Annotated in this window: 22 protein-coding genes; 10 read left to right on the plus strand and 12 right to left on the minus strand. The window is 60.2% G+C overall.

Annotated features, from left to right (window positions below; translation table 11 throughout):
- Positions 1–145: 145 nt before the first annotated feature.
- Positions 146–976 carry an undecaprenyl-diphosphate phosphatase gene (locus tag KHP07_RS25175; RefSeq protein WP_078050914.1) on the plus strand — a complete coding sequence of 277 codons (831 nt, stop codon included), beginning with the start codon at positions 146–148 and terminating at the stop codon, positions 974–976.
- Entirely contained in the window at positions 973–1356 is a 384-nt protein-coding gene (locus KHP07_RS25180; RefSeq protein WP_078048290.1) for a DUF1294 domain-containing protein, read from the plus strand. Before KHP07_RS25175 ends, KHP07_RS25180 begins: the two co-directional genes overlap by 4 nt.
- 463 nt (positions 1357–1819) lie before the next feature.
- Here KHP07_RS25180 and KHP07_RS25185 read toward each other — a convergent pair whose 3' ends face one another.
- The 3 genes from KHP07_RS25185 to KHP07_RS25195 all read right to left on the minus strand — a co-directional run bounded on the left by KHP07_RS25185 (position 1820) and on the right by KHP07_RS25195 (position 4573).
- Entirely contained in the window at positions 1820–2176 is a 357-nt protein-coding gene (locus KHP07_RS25185; RefSeq protein WP_099491236.1) for an MmcQ/YjbR family DNA-binding protein, read from the minus strand.
- Entirely contained in the window at positions 2173–3081 is a 909-nt protein-coding gene (locus tag KHP07_RS25190) for a LysR substrate-binding domain-containing protein (protein ID WP_078050915.1), read from the minus strand. Before KHP07_RS25190 ends, KHP07_RS25185 begins: the two co-directional genes overlap by 4 nt.
- Before the next feature lie 112 nt (positions 3082–3193).
- Positions 3194–4573 carry an NAD-dependent succinate-semialdehyde dehydrogenase gene (locus tag KHP07_RS25195; RefSeq protein ID WP_214498215.1) on the minus strand — a complete coding sequence of 460 codons (1380 nt, stop codon included), beginning with the start codon at positions 4571–4573 and terminating at the stop codon, positions 3194–3196.
- A gap of 157 nt (positions 4574–4730) precedes the next feature.
- Between KHP07_RS25195 and KHP07_RS25200 the strand changes: the two genes are divergently transcribed.
- Positions 4731–5657 carry an AraC family transcriptional regulator gene (locus KHP07_RS25200; RefSeq protein ID WP_078048293.1) on the plus strand — a complete coding sequence of 309 codons (927 nt, stop codon included), beginning with the start codon at positions 4731–4733 and terminating at the stop codon, positions 5655–5657.
- On the opposite strand, the gene KHP07_RS25205 is transcribed toward KHP07_RS25200, so the two are convergent.
- On the minus strand, positions 5639–5794 hold the full coding sequence (locus KHP07_RS25205) for a hypothetical protein (protein ID WP_157806785.1): 156 nt from the start codon (positions 5792–5794) through the stop codon (positions 5639–5641). The two genes, KHP07_RS25200 and KHP07_RS25205, sit on opposite strands and share 19 nt — an antisense overlap.
- A gap of 86 nt (positions 5795–5880) precedes the next feature.
- Here KHP07_RS25205 and KHP07_RS25210 point away from each other — a divergent pair, with 86 nt between their 5' ends.
- Both KHP07_RS25210 and KHP07_RS25215 read left to right on the plus strand, forming a co-directional pair.
- Complete coding sequence (locus KHP07_RS25210) at positions 5881–6492, plus strand: FMN-dependent NADH-azoreductase (RefSeq protein WP_078048294.1); 612 nt, start codon at positions 5881–5883, stop codon at positions 6490–6492.
- A gap of 207 nt (positions 6493–6699) precedes the next feature.
- Positions 6700–7737, plus strand: coding sequence for an alpha/beta hydrolase family protein (locus KHP07_RS25215; protein WP_078048295.1), 1038 nt, complete (start codon positions 6700–6702; stop codon positions 7735–7737).
- On the opposite strand, the gene KHP07_RS25220 is transcribed toward KHP07_RS25215, so the two are convergent.
- The 3 genes from KHP07_RS25220 to KHP07_RS25230 form a co-directional block, all read right to left on the minus strand.
- Positions 7731–8906 carry an MFS transporter gene (locus KHP07_RS25220; RefSeq protein WP_078048296.1) on the minus strand — a complete coding sequence of 392 codons (1176 nt, stop codon included), beginning with the start codon at positions 8904–8906 and terminating at the stop codon, positions 7731–7733. The two genes, KHP07_RS25215 and KHP07_RS25220, sit on opposite strands and share 7 nt — an antisense overlap.
- Before the next feature lie 223 nt (positions 8907–9129).
- Positions 9130–10716: an ABC-F family ATPase gene (locus tag KHP07_RS25225; protein ID WP_028616043.1), complete on the minus strand. Its 1587-nt coding sequence runs from the start codon at positions 10714–10716 to the stop codon at positions 9130–9132.
- A 142-nt stretch (positions 10717–10858) separates the two neighbouring features.
- Positions 10859–12097: an MFS transporter gene (locus KHP07_RS25230; RefSeq protein WP_214498264.1), complete on the minus strand. Its 1239-nt coding sequence runs from the start codon at positions 12095–12097 to the stop codon at positions 10859–10861.
- A 154-nt stretch (positions 12098–12251) separates the two neighbouring features.
- Here KHP07_RS25230 and KHP07_RS25235 point away from each other — a divergent pair, with 154 nt between their 5' ends.
- On the plus strand, positions 12252–13064 hold the full coding sequence (locus tag KHP07_RS25235; protein ID WP_214498216.1) for a class I SAM-dependent methyltransferase: 813 nt from the start codon (positions 12252–12254) through the stop codon (positions 13062–13064).
- 279 nt (positions 13065–13343) lie between these two features.
- Here the strand turns inward: KHP07_RS25235 and KHP07_RS25240 are convergent, their stop codons facing one another.
- Positions 13344–13730 (minus strand): TIGR03067 domain-containing protein, encoded by a 387-nt coding sequence (locus KHP07_RS25240; protein ID WP_214498217.1) that lies wholly within the window; start codon positions 13728–13730, stop codon positions 13344–13346.
- A 367-nt stretch (positions 13731–14097) separates the two neighbouring features.
- Here KHP07_RS25240 and KHP07_RS25245 point away from each other — a divergent pair, with 367 nt between their 5' ends.
- A complete protein-coding gene (locus KHP07_RS25245) occupies positions 14098–15414 on the plus strand; it encodes a Wzz/FepE/Etk N-terminal domain-containing protein (protein WP_214498218.1) in 1317 nt (438 codons plus the stop codon).
- A 251-nt stretch (positions 15415–15665) separates the two neighbouring features.
- Entirely contained in the window at positions 15666–16565 is a 900-nt protein-coding gene (gene lpxO / locus KHP07_RS25250) for a lipid A hydroxylase LpxO (RefSeq protein ID WP_078048370.1), read from the plus strand.
- A gap of 15 nt (positions 16566–16580) precedes the next feature.
- Here lpxO and ligD read toward each other — a convergent pair whose 3' ends face one another.
- Together ligD and ku are read right to left on the minus strand one after the other, a co-directional pair.
- Positions 16581–19067, minus strand: coding sequence for a DNA ligase D (ligD, locus tag KHP07_RS25255; protein WP_214498219.1), 2487 nt, complete (start codon positions 19065–19067; stop codon positions 16581–16583).
- Between the two features lie 3 nt (positions 19068–19070).
- Positions 19071–19904: a non-homologous end joining protein Ku gene (gene ku, locus KHP07_RS25260; RefSeq protein WP_099491154.1), complete on the minus strand. Its 834-nt coding sequence runs from the start codon at positions 19902–19904 to the stop codon at positions 19071–19073.
- 186 nt (positions 19905–20090) lie between these two features.
- Between ku and KHP07_RS25265 the strand changes: the two genes are divergently transcribed.
- Both KHP07_RS25265 and KHP07_RS25270 read left to right on the plus strand, forming a co-directional pair.
- Positions 20091–20405 (plus strand): hypothetical protein, encoded by a 315-nt coding sequence (locus tag KHP07_RS25265; RefSeq protein ID WP_078048373.1) that lies wholly within the window; start codon positions 20091–20093, stop codon positions 20403–20405.
- A gap of 12 nt (positions 20406–20417) precedes the next feature.
- The gene (locus tag KHP07_RS25270) at positions 20418–21575 is read left to right on the plus strand and encodes a PQQ-dependent sugar dehydrogenase (protein ID WP_078048374.1); all 1158 of its coding nucleotides are present in this window, start codon (positions 20418–20420) and stop codon (positions 21573–21575) included.
- A 71-nt stretch (positions 21576–21646) separates the two neighbouring features.
- Here the strand turns inward: KHP07_RS25270 and KHP07_RS25275 are convergent, their stop codons facing one another.
- Positions 21647–22126, minus strand: coding sequence for a nuclear transport factor 2 family protein (locus tag KHP07_RS25275; RefSeq protein WP_078048375.1), 480 nt, complete (start codon positions 22124–22126; stop codon positions 21647–21649).
- Between the two features lie 53 nt (positions 22127–22179).
- The gene (locus KHP07_RS25280) at positions 22180–22743 is read right to left on the minus strand and encodes a TetR/AcrR family transcriptional regulator (protein WP_078048376.1); all 564 of its coding nucleotides are present in this window, start codon (positions 22741–22743) and stop codon (positions 22180–22182) included.
- Between the last annotated feature and the right edge of the window lie 66 nt (positions 22744–22809).

Raw genomic sequence — 22809 nt, forward strand, 5'->3', positions numbered from 1 at the left:
CTGTAATCGCAAAACCTGAGTACCGTCTGATTTTTCACGAAATTTTTGCAGGCCGGCGTTGAAAATCAGCACCGGCCTCTGTCGTCAGTGAACCACTAAAAAAGATTAATAAGGCATGCCGTTGAGCATGACCTTTGGGGGAAGCATGGATTTTTGGACCGCCATTCAGGCATTGATTCTTGGCATTGTGGAGGGGCTTACCGAGTTCTTGCCGATTTCCAGTACCGGCCACCAGATCATCGTTGCCGACTTGCTCGACTTTACCGGCGACCGTTTCAACGCCTTCAACATCATCATCCAGCTGGGCGCGATCCTGGCGGTGGTGTGGGAGTTTCGCGGCAAGATTTTCGAAGTGGTCAGCGGGCTGCCGACCCAGCGCAAGGCCCAGCGGTTTACCGTCAACCTGTTGATCGCCTTCCTGCCGGCAGTGGTGTTGGGGGTGATATTCGCCGACCTGATTCACCACTACCTGTTCAACCCGATCACCGTGGCCACGGCGTTGGTGGTGGGCGGCATCATCATGTTGTGGGCCGAACGCCGCCAGCACGAAGTACACGCCGAAACCGTCGACGACATCACCTGGAAAGACGCGCTCAAGGTCGGCCTGGCCCAGTGCCTGGCGATGATCCCGGGCACCTCGCGCTCCGGCTCGACCATCATCGGCGGCCTGCTCTTTGGCCTGTCCCGCAAGACCGCCACCGAGTTCTCGTTCTTCCTGGCAATGCCGACCATGGTCGGTGCGGCGGTGTATTCGGGTTACAAGTACCGTGACCTGTTCCAGCCCGCGGACCTGCCGGTGTTCGCCATCGGCTTCGTGACCTCCTTCATCTTCGCGATGATTGCCGTCAAGGGCCTGCTCAAATTCATTGCCAGCCACAGCTACGCCGCGTTTGCCTGGTACCGCATCGCATTCGGCCTGCTGATCCTGGCCACCTGGCAGTTCGGCTGGATCGACTGGGCGGCCGCCAAGGCATGACCCTCCAGCACCCACGCCTGAAAGCGGCGATCTTTCTGCTGCTATGCGCAGCGCCATTACTGGGCTCGGTACTGGCGTGGCAACGCGGCGAAACCGTCATCCCACTGGCGGCCTATGGCGTAGTCAGCGTCATCGCGTTTTTCCTCTACTGGAGCGACAAACGCAAGGCACGCAGCGACAGCTGGCGCACCCCTGAAAACATCCTCCACGCCGTCGAACTCGCGGGCGGCTGGCCAGGCGCGCTGATCGCCCAGCAAGTATTCCGGCACAAGACGCGGAAGGTGTCTTATCAAGTGCTGTTCTGGGTGATCGTGCTGTTGCATCAAGTGTTCTGGTTGGACCAACTGTTCCTGGGCGGCACGCTGTGGTCAGTCCTATAGGCCGACACAACGCTTTAACAACACCCAACGCTAACCACGATGCGAAGCGAGCCGCTGTTGATGTTGATGTTGATGTTGCTCTTGATCCTGCTTTTGATCTCAAGCGGCCCCCCAAATACCTGTCGGATTACGGGCACACCGAGCCTAGGCGAGGTGCCGAGTGTTGGGGCAAGAGCCCTTTGCTTACTTTGGGGCTTTTCCAAAGTGAGCCGCCGTAAGGGCGGAACCATTAGCAGCCGTTACCCGAGTAACGGATATGTACTCGGTCTAATCCAACATCTAGGTCGGCTATCAGGCCGCCTTCGCAGGCAAGCCAGCTCCCACATTTGGATCGCGGGATGACAGTTAGATTGTGGTCGGCTGTTAGGCCGTCTTCGCAGGCAAGCCAGCTCCCACATTTTTGAGTCGCGGGGTGACAGTTAGAGAGTGGTCGGCTGTCAGGCCCCTCGCCATACCCAAATACCTACGCCTCCAGCAACAACCCAACCTGCGTGCGCTTGGGCAACTTACTCACCACCAACTGATGTGAACGCCGCAACAAACCCCGCAACTCCTCAGCCCCCAATGGATAGGGCGTATTCATAATCACCCACTGCGCCCGCGCCAGATACGGCGCCGGGTGAATACCTGGGCGATCCACATGCCCCAGGAACAACTCCTTGTCCACCTTGAACGCCAACGACTCACCGCGCAGATTCTGCAGGGCAAACATCTTATTGCCCGCAATCGAAAACACCCGCACACCACCCCACTTGTAGTCTTCCCGCGCGCCCGGCAGGCTCAGGCAAAACGTCGCGACTTGGGCTTCAGTCATCTTCATAACAGGCGGTCTCCACACCCTTTGAACCCTTCTTCCAGGTAATCGATCCAGGCACGAATGGCCGGCAACACGCCACGGCGATGCGGGTACACCGCTTGCAGCCAGCCACCCGGCAAGGACCATTCCGGCAGCAATTGCACCAACCGGCCGCTGGCCAGTTCTTCTTCACAGTACATCATCGGCAAGACGGTAAAGCCCAGGCCCATGATGGCGCTGGCCTTGCGCACGATAAAGTCGTCAATCCCCAGCCGGGCCTCCATTGCCAAGTCGTGAGCGTTGCCCTGGGGGTCGAGAATGCGTTGATGCACCAAGCGGTCCGCCTCCAGCGCGCCGAGGATCGGCAATTGCTTGAGGTCGTCCAGGGTTGCCACCTGGCGACCGAGCATCAGCGCGGGGCTGGCCACCAGTACGGTCTGTGCCTGACGCAGGCGTTTGGTGACCAGCAGCGGGTCTTCATCGCCGAGTTCGCGCACCCGCAACGCCACGTCAATGCCTTCGGCCACCAGGTCGACACGGCGGTTGACCAGGGTCATCTCCAACTGCACCTGCGGGTGGGCGGCGAGAAAACCTGCGACCAACTCCGGCAGGATGTGCTGGGCCATGCCCACCGGGCAGCTCACCCGCAGTCGTCCACGGGGTTCACTGGACATGCTGGCCACCGCCTCATCGGCCATTTCCGCTTCCAGCAGCATCGCTTGGCAATGCCGCAGGTAGCGCTCGCCGACGGCGGTGAGGGTCAACTGGCGGGTGGTGCGTTGCAGCAGGCGTGCACCGAGACGTTCCTCGAGCTCGGCAATGCGCCGCGACAGCCGCGACTTGGGAATCCCCAGCAGGCGCCCGGCTGCAGCGAAGCCACCGGCTTCGACGACTTTGGCGAAATAGTAGAGGTCGTTAAGGTCTTGCATGATCAACCTATTGTCCTGTCAATGGGACGAACTATCCGCGCCTGGCGTGTGCAAATCCACCAGAAAAAAAGCCAGCACCTTGTGGGCGCTGGCTTTTTTCCGACGGGACGGCCTAGAACTGCGCGCCCGCCATCAACACATACTTCACATGCACGTACTCTTCGATCCCGTAATAGCTGCCTTCACGGCCATAACCCGATTGCTTGATCCCGCCAAACGGCACCGACGCAGTGCCCACCGACCCTGAGTTGAGAATCACCATGCCGGCTTCCAATTGACGCGACAGGCGCAACGACCGTCCCAGCGCGCTGGTGTAGGCATAGGCGACCAAGCCGTATTCGGTCTGGTTGGCACGGGCGATCACTTCGTCTTCGTCCTTGAAGGAATAGATCGCAAACACCGGCCCAAAGATCTCCTCGGTCGCGAGCGGAGAATCGTCCTGCAAGCCGGTCAACACCGTCGGCTCGTAGAACAGGCCGCCTTTGGCGTGAGGCTTGCCCCCCATCAAGACCTTGGCGCCGGCGGCCTTGGCGTTTTCCACCAGGCGCACGACTTTGTCAAAACCCAGTTGATTGACCAGCGGGCCGACCACGAAGCCTTCGCGCAGGCCCTGGTCCACTTCGATCTCGGCCACGGCTTGCTTCACGCGCTGGATGAAGTCTTCAAGGATGCTGTGCTGCACAAAGATCCGGTTCGGTGAGATGCACACTTGGCCGGAGTTGCGCAGCTTGGCGCTGACCAGTCCCTTCACCGCCTCATCCAGGTTGGCGTCCTGGAACACGATAAACGGCGCGTTGCCGCCCAGCTCCAGGGTCATCTTCTTGATGCTCGCCGCGCATTGTGCAGCCAGCAATTTGCCGACGCCGGTGGAGCCGGTGAACGAGATCTTGCGGATGCGCGGGTCGCCCGTGAGGATCAGGCCGATCTCCTTGGGATCGCCCACCACCACCTCCAGCACACCTTCCGCGATGCCGGCCTGGCGGGCGTATTCGAGCAGCTTGAGGGCGGTGAGCGGGGTGTCTTCGGCGGGTTTGATCACCATGGTGCAACCGGCGGCCAGGGCAGTGGCGACCTTGCGGGTGATCATCATGAACGGGAAGTTCCAGGGCGTGATGGCGGCCACCGGGCCGATGGCTTCCTTGGTCACCACCACATTCGCGTTACGGTCGTGGGTGGGGATTGTGTCGCCGTAGACGCGCTTGGCTTCCTCGGCGTACCACTCGATAAAGCCCAGGCCGTAGTCGATTTCGCCGCGGGCTTCACTGAGGCATTTGCCGTTTTCGCGGCAGAGCAGTTCGGCGAAGGCTTCTTTGTCAGCCTTCACCGCGTCGTGCCAGCGGCGCAGGAGGTCACTGCGCTCCTTGGCGAGCCTGGAGGACCATTCGGGGAACGCGGCGCAGGCACGGTCGACGGCGGCCTTGACCTCGTCTGCGCTGTTTTTGGCGATACGGCCGATTTCTTCACCGGTGGCAGGGTTGTAGACGATAAGCATGGGGGATCTCCGAGGGCTGAAAGTACGGTTTCAGGCTACGGGCATGCGGTGTTCGAGCGAATATCCATTCCAATGTGCTGATTGCCTATTCCTATAAGTCCGTAGCGTCGGTGCCGGTCGCGCGGTACCGTGGCGCTTTACCCAAGGGCCCGCGACCATGGACCGTACAGACAGAATCATCGAGCTGATGGGCACCCTGGCGCCTGTCGAAGGCTATAACCTGAGCGCATTGGATGACGTGCGCTTCCTGCGGTCCAACCGCCCACTGCACCGCGTGCCGGTGCTGTACGACCCAGGCATCGTGATCGTCTGCCAAGGGCGCAAGCGCGGTTTCCTGGGGGATGAGATTTACCTGTATGACGCCCAGCACTATCTGGTGGTGTCAGTGCCGGTGCCCTTCACCATGGAGACCGACGCCAGCGAAGCCGAGCCGATGCTGGCGGTGTACCTGCGCCTGGACTTCACCGTTGCGGCAGAGTTGATGGTGGCGCTGGATGACTTTCCGGCGTTGGTCGAAGCCAAGCCTCGGGGCATGTATTCGTCGCCCATGGATGACTTGCTCAGTGAGTCGTTGTTGCGATTCCTGGAGGCCATGAGCGTGCCGATGGATGCGCACATTCTCGGCCCGGCGCTGATGCGCGAAATCTACTACCGAATCATTACGGGCGAGCAGGGCGGTTCGATGCGCGCCGCGTTGAATCGCCAAGGTCAGTTCGGCAAGGTGGCGCGGGCGATTCGCAAGATCCATGGGTGCTATGAGCAGCACCTGGACGTAGAGGAACTGGCCAAGGAAGCGATGATGAGCGTGCCGAGTTTTCACGCGCATTTTCGCACGGTCACCGACACCTCGCCGATGCAGTACCTCAAGTCCACGCGCCTGCACCAGGCACGGTTGCTGATGCTGCGCAGCGATATCACCGCCGCTTCGGCCTGTGCCAAGGTCGGCTATGAAAGCGCTTCGCAGTTCAGTCGCGAGTTCAAGCGCTTCTTTGGCCGCACGCCCCAGGAGGAGATCCAGTGGATGAAGCGCACCTATGCATTGCCGGCGCCTACGTCGGCGTCGATTTACGTGTCGTCCCACTGAGCAGGGTGCCCGACATGGGCGGTAGAAACGCCGAAGGTGCTCGCATTCAGCGCCAGCCTGGCCTTGTTGTAGTAGCGGGTGCCGACTGAAAGCCAGAGCTGGTTGGATTGTCTCATCAGCGGGACAAACAGTCGCATTTGAGCCCTCTAATCGTTTATTCGGATCATCTGTAGGATCAACTCCACTTGATCGCCACGTCGCGATCCTCACTTGGAGTTCACCCATGAAACTGTTGCATATCGATTCCAGCATCCTCGGCGACAACTCGGCCTCCCGTCAGCTCAGCGCAGCTGTGGTCAAGGCCTGGCAAGCGGCAGAGCCGGGCCTTGAAGTGACTTACCGCGACCTGGCCAGCGAAGGCATCAACCACTTCTCCGGCGCGACCCTGGGCGCCCTGGGCACCGCTGCCGAACTGCGTGATGCCGCGCAGAAACACGAAGCCGAACTGAGTGCATCGTCGCTGGCTGAATTCCTCGCCGCCGATGCCGTCGTGGTCGGTGCGCCGATGTACAACTTCACTATTCCAACCCAGTTGAAAGCCTGGATCGATCGCATCGCCGTCGCCGGCCAGACCTTCCGCTACAGCGAAGCCGGCCCCGAAGGCCTGTGCGGCAACAAGAAAGTCATCATCGTGTCCACGGCCGGTGGCCTGCATGCCGGTCAAGCGTCCGGTGCCGCCCATGAAGGCTACCTGAAGCTGCTGTTCGGCTTCCTCGGTATCACCGACATTGAAATCGTGCGTGCCGAAGGCCTGGCCTACGGTGACGAAGTGCGCAGCAAGGCCCTGAACGACGCCAACGTACTGATCAACGAACAATTGTTCGCCGCCGCGTAAGGCTTGTGTAAATTTCGCCTTTCCTCGGTTTCAATCTGAAGCCGGGCGCCTAAACTCTGTATTCTGCTCGCCTCAAAACGACCGGAGTGCGGAGTTTTTTCGTTTGCCCGCTGTCATTACTTTGGCCCAGGTTGTGCAAGCATGGGTTTAACAACCTGGACGTTTCTTCGATATGTCGGTTCTCACGCAGCAAAGGTGGACATCCCCATGATGCGTCTTTGTGCTGTTATGGTTCTTTCCCTGCTCGGCAGCCTGATTTCAGTGCACGCTGCACCCGCGCCGCACCCGCATTGGAGTGTGGGCTTCCATCGCATGACGTTTCTTGATCCGCTGGACCTGCAGCCGATGAAAGCCGTGGCCTTTTACCCGTCCACCGGCCTTGAGCACACCACACAACTGGGCGCGTACCACGTCGCCGCCACCGAAGATTCGAAGATCGCCATCGGCCGCTTCCCAATGCTGATGTTGTCCCACGGCAACACCGGCACGCCCCTGGCCCTGCACGACTTGGCCACATCGCTGGCGCGCAAGGGTTTCGTCGTGGTGGCGGTGCTGCACCCTGGCGACAACTATAAGGACCACAGCCGACTGGGCACGGTGAGCAACCTGTATGGCCGGCCGATCCAGATTTCCGAAGCAATCACCGCCACGTTGGGCGATCCGATGCTATCGCCGTTCGTCAATGTCGACCAGGTGGGGGTTATCGGCTATTCAGCCGGCGGCGAGACAGCATTGATCCTGGCCGGTGCCAAGCCGGATTTCGACCGCTTGCGCCGTTACTGCCAGGAGCGCCCGGAAGACCGCGACGCCTGCACCACCAAGGGCGAACTGGTGGTGGACCGTGACGACCTGCAACCGCAATCCGACCCGCGTATTCATGCCTTGATGTTGATGGCGCCACTGAGCCTGATGTTCGGTCGCCACACCCTGGCCGACGTGCATGTGCCGGTGCTGCTCTACAGCGGCGACGGCGACAAGCTGGTGGCGGTGGACAAGAACGCAGCGGCCCTGGCGCGCAAGCTGCCGGAACCGCCGGACTTCAAGCTGCTGGCCGGAGCAGGGCACTTCGTGTTCATGGCGCCGTGCGACAGCGATCAGTTGGCGGCGATGCCGGCGATCTGCACCGACGCTGACGGTGTCGACCGCGAAGGCATTCACCGTGATCTGATTTCCGAGGCGGGGCGTTTTTTCAGCCACACCCTGGGCCAATCCACCCGCGCCGGTATGCAGACGGCTGATCAGTAAGCGCGACGCTTGAGCGACAGGGTCAAGGCCAGGGCGGTGACCGACAGCAGCGCTGCGCAGAAGAAGATCCACCCGTAGCCGAGGTTCAGGGCCACGGCGCCCATCAAAGGTCCCGCAATCGCCAGGGCCAGGTCAAAGAACACCGCATACGCACTGAGCCCTGCGCCACGGCTGCTGTTGGGCACCTGCTTGATGGCCTCCACACCCAGGGCCGGGTACACCAGCGACAAGCCAAAGCCGGTCAGCCCGGCGCCAATCAATGCCACGCCCGTCGAGGGTGCCAGCCACAGCAGGGTCAGGCCCAGGGTTTCGATGGTCATGCAGGCAATCGCTGCGCGAAAGCCGCCGAAACGGCTGATAGCGGAGATGAACACCAACCGCGACAGAATAAAGCACACGCCGAACACCGTCAGGCAATACGCCGCGCCGGTCCAGCCGCGATTGAGGTAGTACAGGGTGATAAAGGTGGTGAGCGTGCCGTAGCCAATCGACGCCAGGCATAGGCTGGCGCCGAACGGCGCGATACGCCCGAACACCGCCCAGAACGGCAAGCGCTCCCCGCGCACCACCGGCACCGAAGGCTTGTTGCGGATCAGCAGCAGGCCCAATGCCGACAACACCGACAGCGCAATGCCCAGGCTGTTGTAGCCATAGTCGGCCACCATCACCACGCCCAGCGGCGCACCAATGGCGATGGCGCCGTAGGAGGCGATGCCGTTCCACGAAATCGAGCGCGCCGTGTGCTCGGCACCGACCGCGCCCATGCACCAACTGATGGTGCCCACGCCGATTAACCCCTGGGCGACGCCCAGCAACAGTCGGGCGACGATCAGGATGCCAAGGCTCAACGACGGCAGGCTGTCCATCAGCGTGGCGATAAACGTCAGCACGCCACTCAGCAGAATCCCGGCCAACCCCAGCACGATCGCGCGCTTGGTACCCACCGTGTCGGACATGCGCCCGGCCATGGGACGGCTGAGCAGGGTGGCGAGGTATTGCGACCCGATCGTGAGCCCGGCTACCACGGCGCTGAAACCCAGTTGCTCATGCACATAGCCTGGGATGACCGCAATCGGCAGGCCGATGCAGATAAACGCGATGAAGGTATAGAAGACGATGGAGACGATCTGCAGGGTGATCGACAGTGAACTGGGGGCGGCGGCAGACATGGGCACTCGTTCGCGGGCGGGCGGTGAGGGCATCATGGCAAGGGGAGGAGAGAAAAGGAAGCTGCCTAACGATAAACCCGGATGGACCTGAAACTGTAGGAGCCCGCTTGCGGGCGATGGCGATTTCAACGACGCCATCGCCCGCAAGCGGGCTCCTACAGGGCATGCATTCCCAATAAAAAACCCCGTCGTAGGACGGGGTTTTTTATTCGGCGCGCGGTGCTTAGAACACCACGCCCTGGCTGCGCAGGTAGTCGTCATAGGTGCCGCTGAAGTCGATCACGCCAGTAGCGCTCAACTCGATGATGCGGGTGGCCAAAGACGATACGAACTCACGGTCGTGGCTGACGAAGATCAGCGTGCCTGGGTAGTTCTCCAGCGCCAGGTTCAGCGCTTCGATGGATTCCATGTCCAAGTGGTTGGTCGGTTCGTCCATGATCAGCACGTTCGGCTTTTGCAGGATCAGCTTGCCGAACAGCATGCGGCCTTGCTCACCACCGGAAATCACCTTGACCGACTTCTGGATCTCGTCGTTGGAGAACAGCATGCGACCCAGGGTGCCACGGATCATTTGCTCGCCTTGGGTCCACTGGCCCATCCAGTCGAACAGGGTGACGTCGTCTTCGAAGTCGTGCGCATGGTCCTGGGCGTAGTAGCCCAGTTCCGCCGCGTCGGTCCACTTGATGCTGCCGGCGTCCGGGGTCAGTTCGTTGACCAGGGTGCGCAACAGGGTGGTCTTGCCGATACCGTTCGGGCCGATGATCGCCACGCGCTCGCCGGCTTCAACCTGGAAGCTGAAGTCTTTGAACAGCGGCTTGCCGTCGAAGCCTTTGGCCATTTTTTCGACCATGACTGCCTGACGGTGCAGCTTTTTGTTCTGCTCGAAACGGATGAACGGGCTCACGCGGCTCGATGGCTTGACTTCGGCCAACTGGATCTTGTCGATCGCCTTGGCACGGGAAGTGGCCTGCTTGGCTTTGGAGGCGTTGGCCGAGAAGCGGCTGACGAAGGATTGCAGTTCGGAGATCTGTGCCTTCTTCTTGGCGTTGTCCGACAGCAGTTGCTCGCGGGACTGGGTCGCTACGGTCATGTACTCGTCGTAGTTGCCCGGGAACAGGCGCAGCTCGCCGTAGTCCAGGTCAGCCATGTGGGTGCACACGCTGTTCAGGAAGTGACGGTCGTGAGAGATGATGATCATCAGGCTGGAACGCTGGGTCAGGATGTTTTCCAGCCAGCGAATGGTGTTGATGTCCAAGTGGTTGGTCGGTTCGTCGAGCAACAGCACTTCAGGATCGGAGAACAGCGCCTGGGCCAGCAGCACGCGCAGTTTCCAGCCTGGGGACACTTCGCTCATCGGGCCGAAATGCTGTTCCAGGGGAATGCCCAGGCCCAGCAGCAGTTCACCGGCACGGGATTCAGCGGTGTAGCCGTCCATTTCGGCGAATTCGGTTTCCAGCTCGGCCACGGCCATACCGTCTTCTTCGCTCATTTCCGGCAGCGAGTAGATGCGGTCGCGCTCGGCCTTGACCTTCCACAGTTCTTCGTGGCCCATGATCACGGTGTCGAGCACGGTGAATTCTTCGTAGGCGAACTGGTCCTGGCGCAGTTTACCCAGGCGCACGTTCGGCTCCAGCATGACCTGGCCGCCGGACGGGTCGAGGTCACCGCCGAGGATTTTCATGAAGGTCGACTTGCCGCAACCGTTGGCACCGATCAAACCATAACGGTTGCCGGCGCCGAACTTGACCGAGACATTCTCGAAGAGCGGCTTGGCGCCGAACTGCATGGTGATGTTAGCTGTGGAGATCAATTACTTTACCTATCAATGGGTTGCGAGCGTGACGGCAGGAGCCATCAGGCATGCGTCAACAGCGACATCAAGGCGCGAAACCCGGTCGCTGAGCAGAAAATTGGGGATGTGTGTTGGAATTTGGCGCGCATTGTCGCATATGTCAGGCGACAGTTGTATGTCGAGCGAAGGAAGGTTTCTCCAAGGTCTCCGGCATCGCCAGCCACAACAGTGCCAGGGCCAGGGCAGCCACGCCGGCCAGGGTCAGGAAGGCGGCGTTGTAGCCGGCCTGTTGCACCACGAACCCCGCCAGGCTGCTGCTCAGCGCCGCGCCCAGGCCAAAGACGGTAGAGAGGGCGCCCAGGCTGACGTTGAAGCGTCCGGTGCCTTGGGTCAGGTCCTTGACGATCACCGGGAACAGCGCGCCAAAGATCCCTGCGCCGACGCCGTCGAGCATTTGCACGGCCACCAGCCAGTAAGGGTCGCTGGACAAGGTATAGAGCACCCCGCGCAGCGGCAGGATCATGAAGCCCGCCATCAGCAGGGGCTTGCGCCCCCAGATGTCGGCTTTCAGCCCGACCAGCCATGCCATCGGCACCATCACCAACTGCGCGGCGACGATGCACGCCGAGGTCAGTGGCGTGGCCATCTGCAGGTTGATCTGCGACAGCTTCTGGCTGACCAACGGCAGCATCGCCGCATTGGCCAGGTGGAACAGGGCGCAGCAGATCGCGAACAGCAGCAGCGGGCGGTTGGCCAGCAGTAGCCGCATGCCGGAAGGTTGTTCCTGATCGCTGTGATGCGCCGGGTCGAACCCGCGTGCGACGTCATGGTCGATCGCGGAGGCCGACACGCAACTGACCGCGATGATACTGGCCGCCGCCATGAAGGCCATCAGGTAGAACACCACCACTGGCCCGAACAGGTAGGCCAGGCCACCGGCCAACAGCGCCGCCACGGCATTGCCGGCGTGGTTGAAGGTTTCGTTGCGTCCGGTGCGGCGCGTGAACGCACGCGGTCCGGTAATCCCCAGGGAGATTGCGCTGATCGCCGGTGCAAACACCGAGGCGGCGACGGCGCTGGCGGCCTGGGTCAATGCCACCAGGCTGAATGAGCTGACAAAGGGCAGCAGCAGGCAACTGCCGGTCACTACGATGGCGGCCAGCGCGATCACGGCGCGCTTGCTGCGAGTGCGGTCGATCAGTGCGCCCGCCGGGCCCTGGGTAACCAAGGCGGCGATACCGGCCAGCGTCATGACCACGCCGATGCTGGCCGGGTCCCATTTGTGCACGGCCAGCAAATAAATGGCGAGGTAGGGGCCGAGGCCATCGCGCACATCCGCCAGGAAGAAATTCAGGCTGTCCAGGGACAGGGTAGTGCGCAAGTCGGAATGATTGGCCACGGCAAAGGCTTCGCAGGCGGCGTCCAAGGGCTGGACACGCATGCGTTAATGACCTACGCGGCCTGTGTTAAGTTTCGCCTGCCTTGTGGGGTTTTAATCCGTGAACACTTGGCTTATTTTCTCAGCCCCGCTGTATTGAATATCTGGACACGCAATGGACATGCCCTCAGCTCAACAGGCAGTTGCCAGCAACAAGGACGCCTGGGACCAATCCGCCAACCTGCACAAAACCACCGACACCTGGAACGCGCTGCTCAACGGCGTGGGTGCGGCTGATTTTTCCTGCCTGGACCCGACCCTGACCGGCTTGCTGCAGGATGTGGGTGTGGCCGGTAAAGATGTGGTGCAACTGTGTTGCAACAATGGCCGTGAAAGCCTCTCGTTATTTGCCCTGGGCGCACGCTCGGTGGTGGGGGTGGACCAATCCCGGGCTTTTCTCCAACAGGCCCGCGAATTGGCGGCTGTCTCGCCCCACAGCCCTGAATTCATTGAAAGTGATATCCACCACCTGCCGCCGCAGTTGCATGAGCGCTTTGACATCGCGCTGGTGACCATCGGCGTGCTGGGCTGGATGCCGGACGTGGGGTTGTTCATGCGCCACGTGGCCAGCACCTTGAAGCCCGGCGGTACGCTGGTGATGTATGAAACCCACCCGTTCCTGGAAGTGTTCGATCCTCGTGCGCAAAACCCCTTCCTGCCGGCCAGTTCGTACTTCCAGCGCGAGCCCTTTGTGCTGCAGGAATCGATTGTCTACGAGGGCCAGGGCGAGGTGGCCGGGCCGACCTCCTATTGGTACGTGCACACCTTGGGCGATGTTGTCAGTGCTGCGATCTGCGCGCACTTGCAGATCAGCCATCTACAGGAATATGCCCATTCGAACCGCGAAGAGCTGTACGACCAGTACGAGCATCAGTCGGCGCAATTGCCGATGTGCTTTACCTTGACCGCCATCAAGCGTGCAGAGTGACGCGCTGATTGTGTAGGCGCCGACTTGCCGGCGAAAAAACTCAGGAGCGCCGCCGTTTTCCTGATAGTGCGCGTCGTCGTTGAGACCAGTGCCGGCAAGCCGGCTCCTACGAGCCTGGTACTGGGTTCAGGGGCCGGTGTTGAGGGCTTTCTTGAAGGCAAAAAAAGCCCGCGAGCAGAGGCGGGCTAAGGGATTCACCGGAGTAGGTAGGCTTCACCCTATAGACCTGAAAGTGAAGAGTTTGTGAAAATGCGGTCGCAAATTCGGATGGGCCGTCGATCAGGTACGCCGCACGAAAGTGCGCATGGTTTGACCTGGGCCAGTACTGAACTCGATTGGCCTGGGCATACTTTCATCTGCGGCAATGAACACAAATTCATCCCCTTCCAAGTGATAACTGGCGGGCAGTTGCTTGCCTGCGTCATCCCCTATGGCGTCGATCCAGGTGATGCTCTTGGGAACGGTGCTGCTGTCCAGGAAAAACCGGCCAGCCAGCAACACGTCACCGCTGACGGTCTTCACTTCGAAGCGGTCACCGGTAATAGTGGTAAGTGCCCCAGGGGCACTGTGGGCATCGATGGGGTTGAGCACGCTGCTGTCTTCGAGTGAGGTTTGTTCCCAAACGCCCTGAAGGGTTTGAAGATCCGGGTCGGAAATGGAGGGCATACAAATTCCTTTTTGCTGAAGGGTTGTCCGCCTAATGCTTAATTAAGCGTAGGAAAAAAGTTATTTTTTAATTTTTTATGCGATTCTTCGTTATAACAACAGGCAATTAGCGTCACTTTGCCTGGCCGCTGGGTAACGTCTTGTAACGGACCGTCTATGCTGTGGGTGCCTGTCAATAAGGGCTCCCGTGTAACTGAAATGAAACCTTTGGCTGCTTAGGTATGAGGCTTCAGTGATTTGGGTGGTCCCTTTGCCGACAGAGGGCCGCTTATTTCGAGCGTCCGCACGTTGCCCCCTGTCTATTTGGTTGTTATTCAGGTCTGAGTTGTTTGGGCGCTGAATTTCAATTCATCAGGGTGTATGAACTTTGAATAACACTCCCCAGCTACATCAATATTCACCGTCGGATGAAGTCGATCTTTTTGAGCTGTTTCATGCAATCTGGAAGCAAAAAAAATGGATCATCGGTTGCACGATTCTGGCGGGCCTTCTGGGAGTAGGCTACGCGTACCTGTCGCCGAAGGTTTACCAAGTCAGCAGTGTGTTGCGGCCTGCGGCGATCAATGAGCTGGATGCCCTCAACCGGTCTGAAGTCTACAAGCTGCCACCGGCCGATGCACTGGCCAAAGTTGGCTCTCAGCTCGAATCGTATGAGGCCCGCATGGATTTCTTCAGGGCTAATCCTGCGCTGTTCGAGGCCTTTCAGCAGCCCGGACGCAGCCTGGAGCAGAGCTTCGAGGCGTTTAATGGCTCCGCCATCAACCTGGTGCTCCCGGATCCCAAGAAATCCGATTCGCCCAACAGCTACTTGCGCCTGGAGATGCAGTACCCCGAGGGCATTGACGGAGTGGCAATTCTCAATGGGTTCGTAGCCTACGCTATCGCGCGGCAACGCAAGCAGGTGGGGGCGGACCTCGAGGTAATCGTCAATAACCGCCTGAACGAGCTCAAGGGTAAGATCGATGCGGCGCGTGCCAATTATGAAACAGGCAAGGCGTCGAAAATTGCCCGGTTGCTGGAGGCGGACAAGGTTAAGCGTGCACAGTTGCAGGACGAACTCACCGCCTTGCGCCTGCAGATGAAATTGCAGCGCGGCAGCCGTCTGGCAGAATTGGATGAGGCGATCTCGATCGCCAAGTCGATCGGCATCAAGAATCCCACTACGCCTTCGGCCATGGGGGCTGATGCGTTCAGTGGTTCCAGCCCGGTGATGCGCACTGAGGTCACCAACCAGAAAATCCCCTTGTACTTCTTGGGCACCCAGGCATTGGAGGCCGAGCGAGCGGCTCTGGTACGCCGCACCAACGACGACTTCACCAGCGACCGCATCGCGGAGATTGGCAAGGAATTGCGCATGCTTGACGTCAATCGTGAGGTGGAGGTGCTCAACGGTCGCAAGGATGAGGACATGTTCCTGCAAGACGTTGAGCCACTCTGGGCGGAGGAAGCCCGGCTGCGCGGCCTCAATATCGATATGAGCATGCTCAAACTGGTGACCGTCGACCGGCAGGCGCAGGAACCCCTGGGTCCGATCAAACCAAGAAAATCCCTGATCATCGCGTTAAGCCTGGTGGCAGGGCTGATGTTCGGTATTTTGCTGGCACTGGCGCGACATTTTGTGCAAGTGCGTAGGCAAAACGGACCCTTTTCTGTGCTTGATGAACGTCGGTTGCCAGCCCGATAGTCCGCAATAACCCCTAGCGGGCCTGCCCCAAGGCAAGCCCGCTCAGCACATTCAGAAGACAGCTTTTCACAATTCTTAGTTAACTTTTGGTTACAACCTGTGGCTAAATAACTGCCAATGGCCATGAACCCGTAGTGACTTAACGGGTAGTGCCGACTGTGTGAATTGTGATTTCAGGTGCTGCTATCCAACCTCGGCCGTCGTGGGCACGCAGGAGCAGCCTGTTCTCTTCTGACGTGTGACGAAATCCCTTGAAACTCATCATTGTTGTTCTCTACGTTGCCTCGATTGCGTATGTACACCTGCGTGGCCGGGTGCGACACAAGCTGGGCCGCCAGCTCAGTGACCATTCCACCTTCCTGGCACCGGTCAACTGCTTTCTCTACCTCTTCTCCAAGCTGCCCAGCCGACCGTACCTGTCGCCCAGCGAATTCCCCGACCTCAGCCCGCTGCAAGAACACTGGGAAGAAATCCGCCAGGAAGGCCAGAACCTGATGCGTGCGGGCGAGATCAAACGCTCGGACCAATACAACGATGTGGGTTTCAACTCGTTCTTCAAGTCGGGCTGGAAACGCTTCTACCTGAAATGGTACGGCGACAGCCACCCGTCGGCGATGAAGCTGTGCCCGCGCACCACGGAGCTGGTGCAGGGCATCGGTTCGATCAAGGCCGCGATGTTTGCCGAGCTGCCACCGGGCTCCAAGCTGGTGCGCCACCGTGACCCGTATGCCGGTTCATACCGCTATCACCTGGGCCTGGATACCCCGAACGATCCTGGCTGCTATATCAACGTGGACGGCGAAAACTATTACTGGCGTGACGGCGAACCGGTGATGTTCGACGAGACCTACATCCACTACGCCGAGAACACCACGCAGCACAACCGCATCATCCTGTTCTGCGACATCGAGCGCCCGATGAAGTACCGCTGGGCTGCGGCCTTCAATCGCTGGTTCAGCCGTAATGTGATGGCAGCTGCCGGCTCGCCCAACGATGCCGGCGACAAGACCGGCGGGCTCAATCGTGCCTTTACCCGCCTGTACAAGATCCGCTTGCGGGGCAAGGAGCTGAAAAAGCGCAACCGCACGCGTTACTACCTGGAAAAGTGGGCGATCTTCGCCGTGTTGGCGGCCATCTTCCTGCTGATCTGACCGCTTCGGGCGCCTTCACTCCGGTGAATGGGCGCCCAGTTTTTCCCACATCTTCTTGCCGATTTTCTGTCGATTGGCATAGCCGTCCCAAGGATCAGCCTTCAGGCCGTCCAACCGCTGCTGCAGATTGGCGACTGTCCACTGCTGTGCACTGCGTAACCCCTTTAATTCATCACGACTGATCGGCACCGAGACCGGCAAGCCCGGCCGCGCCCGTACCGAATACGCGGCCACCGTGCTGGCACCCCGCGCATTACGCAAATAGTCGATGAATATCTTGCCGACCCGGTTCTTGGGGCCTGAGGTCGCGGTAAAACGCTCCGGCAATTGTGCAGTCATGAACTGGGCGATGGCCTTGGCGAAGGCCTTGACGGTGTCCCAGCTGTCTCGGCGCGCCAGTGGCACGACCAGGTGCAAGCCCTTGCCGCCGCTGGTCTTGACGAAGGCTTGCAGGCCTATTTCATCCAATACCGAGAGGGTCAATTGCGCCGCTTCGAGCATGGCTTTCCACGGCAGCGCCGGGTCCGGGTCGAGATCGAGCACAAACAAGTCAGGGGTTTCGATCTTGTCCGAGGTGGCGCCCCAGGTGTGAAACTCCACGGAGCCCATCTGCACGGCGCCGATCAACGCCTTGACGCTGTCGATTTCCATCAGGCGCGCATGCCCTGGGTCGAGGGCCTGATCCAGTTGCTTGATATTGGGAATGGCCAGGCGCTCCGAGTGTTTCTGGAAGAACTGCTCGCCGTCGATGCCTTCAGGCGCCCTGAGCAGTGAAACCGGGCGGTGGTGCAGGAAGGGCAGGATCCATCGGCTGATCCCCGCGTAGAACTGCGCCAGTTGCTGCTTCTGCGTGCCGCTTTGCGAGTCGATCACACGATCGGGGTGTGTGATGTTCACCCCGGCGCTGGGTTTTTTTGCGGGTTTCATGGATTTGGCCGTACGCGGTTGCTCATGAATGATCTGGGCTGCGGGTTTGTCGGTACGCATCGCCACGAATGCCGCCTGGCGCACCACGCCTTCGCGGGTCCATTCGGCAAATTGCACCTCGCCGACCAAGGTCGGCTCCACCCAGTGCACACCGCGGGCCTGGGCGCTGGTCAATGGTTTTTCCAGGGGCGATGCCTTGCGCTCCAGCGGCGTGAGTTGCGCATAGATGGCTTTCAGCGCCGCTTGATCAAAGCCTGTGCCCACACGCCCGGCATACACCAGCCCTGTCTTGTCGTTCACCGCCAGTAATAGCGCCCCGAAACCACTGCGCGAACCCTGCGGCCGCGTGTAGCCGACGATCACGAACTCCTGGCGCAGGCGGCATTTGAGCTTGATCCAATCGGCGCTGCGACTGGACACGTAAGGGCTGCCCAGGCGCTTGCCAATCACGCCTTCCAGGGATAGGTCACAGGCACTTTCAAAAATATCGCGATGGTGGGCGGTGAACGCTTCCGAGAACCGCAATAGCTTGCTTCTGCTGCCCGCCAACGCTGCCTTGAGTGCCGCACGGCGATCTTCGACCGGTGCCTGGCGCTGATCCTGGCCATTGAGGAAGGGCGCATCGAACAGGTAATAGACAATGTCCAGGCTGCGGCCGATATCAAAAGCATTTTGCAGCGCCTGGAAGTCCGGCAGGCCGTCGCCGTTGAGGCTGACCACCTCGCCGTCGAGCCAACTGTCCTTGAGCTTCAGGGCTTGCAGGGCCTTGGCCTGGCGCGGCAGGCGTTCGGTCCAGTCATGGCCGTTGCGGGTGAACAGGCGCACGTCGCCATCGCGTATGCGTGCGAGCATGCGGTAGCCGTCGAACTTGATCTCGTAGTGCCAGTCGCCTTCGGGGGCGCGGTCCACCAACGTGGCCAATTGCGGTGCGAATTGCTCAGGGAGGGCGGACGTCGCGGCTTTTTTGGGCTTGGCCTTGGTTTTCGCCGGGGGCTTGGCTTTGGGCGCGCCGACCGACGCGTTGCTGACCACGCTGTTCGGCTGGGCCTGGACAATATCGTAGTCGTCGGCCGGGCGTGCCTGCGGGTCTTTCTCCTTGATCAGCAGCCACTGCTCCTTGTCGGCGCTGCCTTTAAGGCGGGTGCGCACCAGTGTCCAGTCGCCGGAAAGTTTCTCACCGACCAAGGTGAATTTGAGTTTTCCAGCGGCGTAGGCCTTGCGCGGGTCGTCATGGGGTTGCCATACGCCACGGTCCCACACGATGACATCGCCCGCGCCATATTGGCCGGCCGGAATACTGCCTTCGAAGCTGCCGTAGCTGAGGGGGTGATCCTCCACGTGTACGGCCAGGCGCTTCTGCGTCGGGTCCAGGCTCGGGCCTTTGGGCACCGCCCAACTGAGCAACACGCCATCGAGTTCCAGGCGAAAGTCATAGTGCAGGTTGCGCGCGTCATGTTTCTGGATCACAAAGGACAGCGCCGATGCTTTGCGCTTGCCGGCGGGCGCACTGCCTGCCGGCTCGCCGGTAACGCCGAAGTCGCGCTTGCGGTTGTACTCGCTAAGGGGCTTTGGCATGACTTAAGAGGCCTTGGTGGATTTCTTCGCCGCGGGCTTCTTGGCGGGTTTGCCGGCAAGGCTGCGCTTAAGCAGTTCCGTCAGGTCGATCACGTCGGCGGACTTGCGCTCTTCAGTGTCTTTGCTGGTTTCCACGTCTTCGATCTTGCCAGCCTTGGCCTTCTTGGCCACCAGCGCCATGATTTTTTCCTGGAAGCTGTCGCGGTAATCATCGGGCTGCCAATCGGCGCTCATGTCTTCCACCAGACGCTTGGCCATGTCCAACTCACCCTTGGCGAGGGTGGGTTTGGTCACGTCGCTGCCCAGTTCCAGTTCATCCAGGCTGCGCACTTCGGCGGGCCAGCGCAGCATCACCAGTACCAACGCCGAGTCCAGGGGCATCAAGGCCGCCAAGTGCTGCTTGGTGTGCAGCACCACGTTGGCCAGCGCAACCTTGCCGGTTTTTTTAAGGGTTTCCCTTAGCAATGCATAGACCTTACCCCCACGCTTGTCCGGGGCGAGAAAGTAGGGGGTGTCGATATTCTGCAATGGGATCTGGTCGCTGGCGACAAACGCGATGATCTCGATGGTCTGGGTCGACTTGGGGTGGGCTGAGCGGATTTCTTCTTCGCTGAGCACCACATAGCGACCTTTCTCGAAAGCCACGCCCTTGACGATGTTTTCTTTGGTGACTTCCTTGCCGGTGGTCTTGTTGATGCGCTTGTAGCCCACCGGGTCCATGCTGCGCTTGTCCAGCCAGTCGAAGTCTACGCCCTGTGATGACGTGGCCGAGACCAGCGACACCGGGATATGCACCAGGCCAAAACTGATGGCGCCTTTCCAGATTGACCGTGGCATATGTGCGATTCCTTAAGTAGAGGCTGTGTTCTGGTGACTCGGACGCCGCGTGAAAAGTTTCCCCAGGCAGATGCGCGGACAGATCGTGTTACACCTGATGAGAAAGTATTTAGTGTCGAAAGCCGAACCCAAGGCGTAGCGTGTTATCGAAAGCACGTACTCCTTGGCCCCCAGAGAGGCTTTGTCATGAATAGCTGTGTGCGTCACGTTGCTGCGCTGGTGTTGGGTCTGGCCCTTGCGCCTTTGGCCCTTGCGCAAAACCTGCCCGGCAACAACAACTCCAATAACAGCCCGATTCACCGGGCCAACCCGAACAGCATGCAGGGCACGCAGCCCAATGCGCCCGCCGTTCGCGGTATTCAGACCGGGCCGACCACACGCACCCCAACCCTGGAGAACGGTGGCATTGGCAATAGTTACCCCAAGCGCGATGCCGCCCCCAGTCGCCCAGCGACTCAAACCAAATCCCCCACCTATGATGCCAACGGCAATCGCCGGTAAGGATCCCGCCCTATGTTGCTACGCAAAACCCTTCTCGCCGCCTTTTGTGCAACCACGCTGCTGCCGATGACGGCCGCTTTCGCTGCCGACGCCCAGCAGTTCCCCAGTGAACAAGGCAGCATCACCGCGACCCCGATCGCCAAAGGGCTTGACCACCCTTGGGCGGTGGCTTTTCTGCCGGACAAGCAAGGCTTCCTGGTCACCGAACGCCCTGGCCACCTGCGTTTTGTCAGCCCGGACGGCAAGCTTTCGGCGCCACTGAAGGGCGTGCCTGAGGTGTGGGCCAAAGGGCAGGGCGGTCTGCTGGATGTGGTGCTGTCGCCGGACTTCAAGCAGGACCGCCTGGTCTACCTGTCCTACGCCGAAGGCGGTGGCGAGGGCGGCAAGGCCGGTACTGCCGTGGGGCGTGGCCGTCTGGCCGCTGACCTCAGTGGCCTGACCGACTTCAAGGTGATCCTGCGCCAGGAGCCCAAGCTGTCTACCGGCAATCACTTCGGCTCACGCCTGGCCTTCGACCGTGATGGCTACCTGTTCGTGACCCTGGGAGAAAACAACGACCGCCCGACGGCCCAGGACCTGGACAAGTTGCAAGGCAAGGTCGTGCGCATCTACCCGGATGGCCGCGTGCCGGATGACAACCCCTTCGTCGGCCAACCAGGGGTGCGCCCGGAAATCTGGTCCTACGGCCAGCGCAATCCCCAAGGCCTGGCGTTGAATCCCTGGAGCGGCACGATCTGGGAAAACGAACACGGCCCGCGCGGCGGTGACGAGATCAACATCATCGAGCGCGGCAAGAACTACGGTTGGCCGCTGGCAACCCACGGTATCAACTATTCCCTGACGCCGATTCCCGAAGCCAAGGGCAAGACGGCAGAAGGTACGGTGCCGCCGCATCACGTCTGGGAAAAATCACCGGGTATCAGCGGCATGGCGTTTTACGATGCAGACCGCTTCAAGCCTTGGCAGCACAACGTGTTCATCGGCGCGCTGGTCAACCAGGAGCTGATCCGGTTGCAGTTCGACGGTGACAAGGTGATCCACGAAGAGCGTTTACTCGGTGGTTTGAAAGCGCGGATTCGCGACGTGCGGCAGGGGCCGGATGGCTTCTTGTACGTGCTGACGGACGAGGACAATGGCGTGCTGTATCGGGTCGGCCTGAACCAGGACTGAAGGTCCATGCACGCCGTAGGCAACCGGCTTGGCGGCGATGGCGATTTCATCAGCGCCATCGCCGCCAAGGTTTACAGGCCCAGTTCAGACAGCCCCGGATGATCATCCGGGCGTCGCCCCAGCGGCCAATGGAACTTGCGTTCACTCGCTTTGATCGGCAGATCGTTGATGCAGGCAAACCGATTGGCCATCAGGCCGTTCTCGTCGAACTCCCAGTTCTCGTTGCCATAGGAACGGAACCAGTTGCCCGAGTCGTCGTGCCACTCGTAGGCATAACGCACCGCGATGCGGTTATCGGTAAATGCCCACAACTCTTTGATCAACCGATAATCCAGCTCCTTGGCCCATTTGCGGGTAAGAAAGCCCTTGGCGTCTTCACGGTTGTAGGCGAATTCGGCGCGGTTACGCCATTTTGTATCCAGGGTATAGGCCAGGGACACCCGCTCGGGGTCGCGGGAGTTCCAGCCGTCTTCGGCCAAGCGGACTTTTTCGATGGCCGACTCGCGTGTAAATGGCGGCAGCGGCGGGCGTGTTTCAGCGGCGGATGACATGGGCATTTCCTCAAAGGAATAAGGTTTAATCGAAAGTTGCGCTGACCTGTGCGTCACAGTCCCAATAACGTTCGCGCCATGCATTGCGCATTATCGGCGGCTGTTGAATCACCCATCACCAGGGCAACGGTAATGGCGCCATCGATCAGGATCAGCAGTTGCGCGGCCTGCCGTTCGGGGTCGGGGGTGCCATGTGCTTGACACAGTTCAAGTGCGTACTCGAACAGTTTCTGTTTATGGGCCTTGGCCAGCAGGCGCACCGGGTCTTGGGGGTCGCCGGTTTCGCCACTGGTGTTGATAAATGCGCAACCGCGAAAATCGGCGGTGCCGAACCAGGCCTTGAGCGCGCTGAACAGCGCGAGCAAGCGTTCGCCCGAGCCTTCACTGCGTTCCACTTCATTGCGCAGCCACTGCATCCAACGCTCGTCGCGGCGTTGCAGGGCGGCAATCACCAAGTCGTCTTTATTGGCGAAGTAACGGTAAATGCTTTTTCTCGAGACGCCGGCGGTTTTCACCAGAAGGTCCATGCCGGTGGCGGCGATGCCATGGCGATAGATCAACTTTTCGGTCACATCGAGGATGATGTCGCGGGTTTCATTTTGAGTAATATCGTTCATGTGGCCAACAGTAGAACGATCGTTCTTCTTTGTCAATAAGATTTTTTCCATGCGCCACAGCGAGAC

Source organism: Pseudomonas sp. VS40, assembly GCF_018587885.1.
GTDB classification, from domain to species: domain Bacteria; phylum Pseudomonadota; class Gammaproteobacteria; order Pseudomonadales; family Pseudomonadaceae; genus Aquipseudomonas; species Aquipseudomonas pergaminensis.

What these genes read in the sequence shown, in the direction of transcription:
- KHP07_RS25240 (WP_214498217.1), bottom strand. Translation starts at nt 13,730, where the DNA reads ATGCCCTCCATTTCCGACCCGGATCTTCAAACCCTTCAGGGCGTTTGG.
- KHP07_RS25185 (WP_099491236.1), bottom strand. Translation starts at nt 2,176, where the DNA reads ATGAAGATGACTGAAGCCCAAGTCGCGACGTTTTGCCTGAGCCTGCCG.
- KHP07_RS25195 (WP_214498215.1), bottom strand. Translation starts at nt 4,573, where the DNA reads ATGCTTATCGTCTACAACCCTGCCACCGGTGAAGAAATCGGCCGTATC.
- KHP07_RS25190 (WP_078050915.1), bottom strand. Translation starts at nt 3,081, where the DNA reads ATGCAAGACCTTAACGACCTCTACTATTTCGCCAAAGTCGTCGAAGCC.
- KHP07_RS25280 (WP_078048376.1), bottom strand. Translation starts at nt 22,743, where the DNA reads ATGAACGATATTACTCAAAATGAAACCCGCGACATCATCCTCGATGTG.
- ku (WP_099491154.1), bottom strand. Translation starts at nt 19,904, where the DNA reads ATGCCACGGTCAATCTGGAAAGGCGCCATCAGTTTTGGCCTGGTGCAT.
- KHP07_RS25205 (WP_157806785.1), bottom strand. Translation starts at nt 5,794, where the DNA reads ATGCGACTGTTTGTCCCGCTGATGAGACAATCCAACCAGCTCTGGCTT.
- KHP07_RS25210 (WP_078048294.1), top strand. Translation starts at nt 5,881, where the DNA reads ATGAAACTGTTGCATATCGATTCCAGCATCCTCGGCGACAACTCGGCC.
- KHP07_RS25270 (WP_078048374.1), top strand. Translation starts at nt 20,418, where the DNA reads ATGTTGCTACGCAAAACCCTTCTCGCCGCCTTTTGTGCAACCACGCTG.
- KHP07_RS25175 (WP_078050914.1), top strand. Translation starts at nt 146, where the DNA reads ATGGATTTTTGGACCGCCATTCAGGCATTGATTCTTGGCATTGTGGAG.
- KHP07_RS25275 (WP_078048375.1), bottom strand. Translation starts at nt 22,126, where the DNA reads ATGTCATCCGCCGCTGAAACACGCCCGCCGCTGCCGCCATTTACACGC.
- KHP07_RS25265 (WP_078048373.1), top strand. Translation starts at nt 20,091, where the DNA reads ATGAATAGCTGTGTGCGTCACGTTGCTGCGCTGGTGTTGGGTCTGGCC.
- KHP07_RS25220 (WP_078048296.1), bottom strand. Translation starts at nt 8,906, where the DNA reads ATGTCTGCCGCCGCCCCCAGTTCACTGTCGATCACCCTGCAGATCGTC.
- ligD (WP_214498219.1), bottom strand. Translation starts at nt 19,067, where the DNA reads ATGCCAAAGCCCCTTAGCGAGTACAACCGCAAGCGCGACTTCGGCGTT.
- KHP07_RS25200 (WP_078048293.1), top strand. Translation starts at nt 4,731, where the DNA reads ATGGACCGTACAGACAGAATCATCGAGCTGATGGGCACCCTGGCGCCT.
- KHP07_RS25215 (WP_078048295.1), top strand. Translation starts at nt 6,700, where the DNA reads ATGATGCGTCTTTGTGCTGTTATGGTTCTTTCCCTGCTCGGCAGCCTG.
- KHP07_RS25180 (WP_078048290.1), top strand. Translation starts at nt 973, where the DNA reads ATGACCCTCCAGCACCCACGCCTGAAAGCGGCGATCTTTCTGCTGCTA.
- KHP07_RS25235 (WP_214498216.1), top strand. Translation starts at nt 12,252, where the DNA reads ATGGACATGCCCTCAGCTCAACAGGCAGTTGCCAGCAACAAGGACGCC.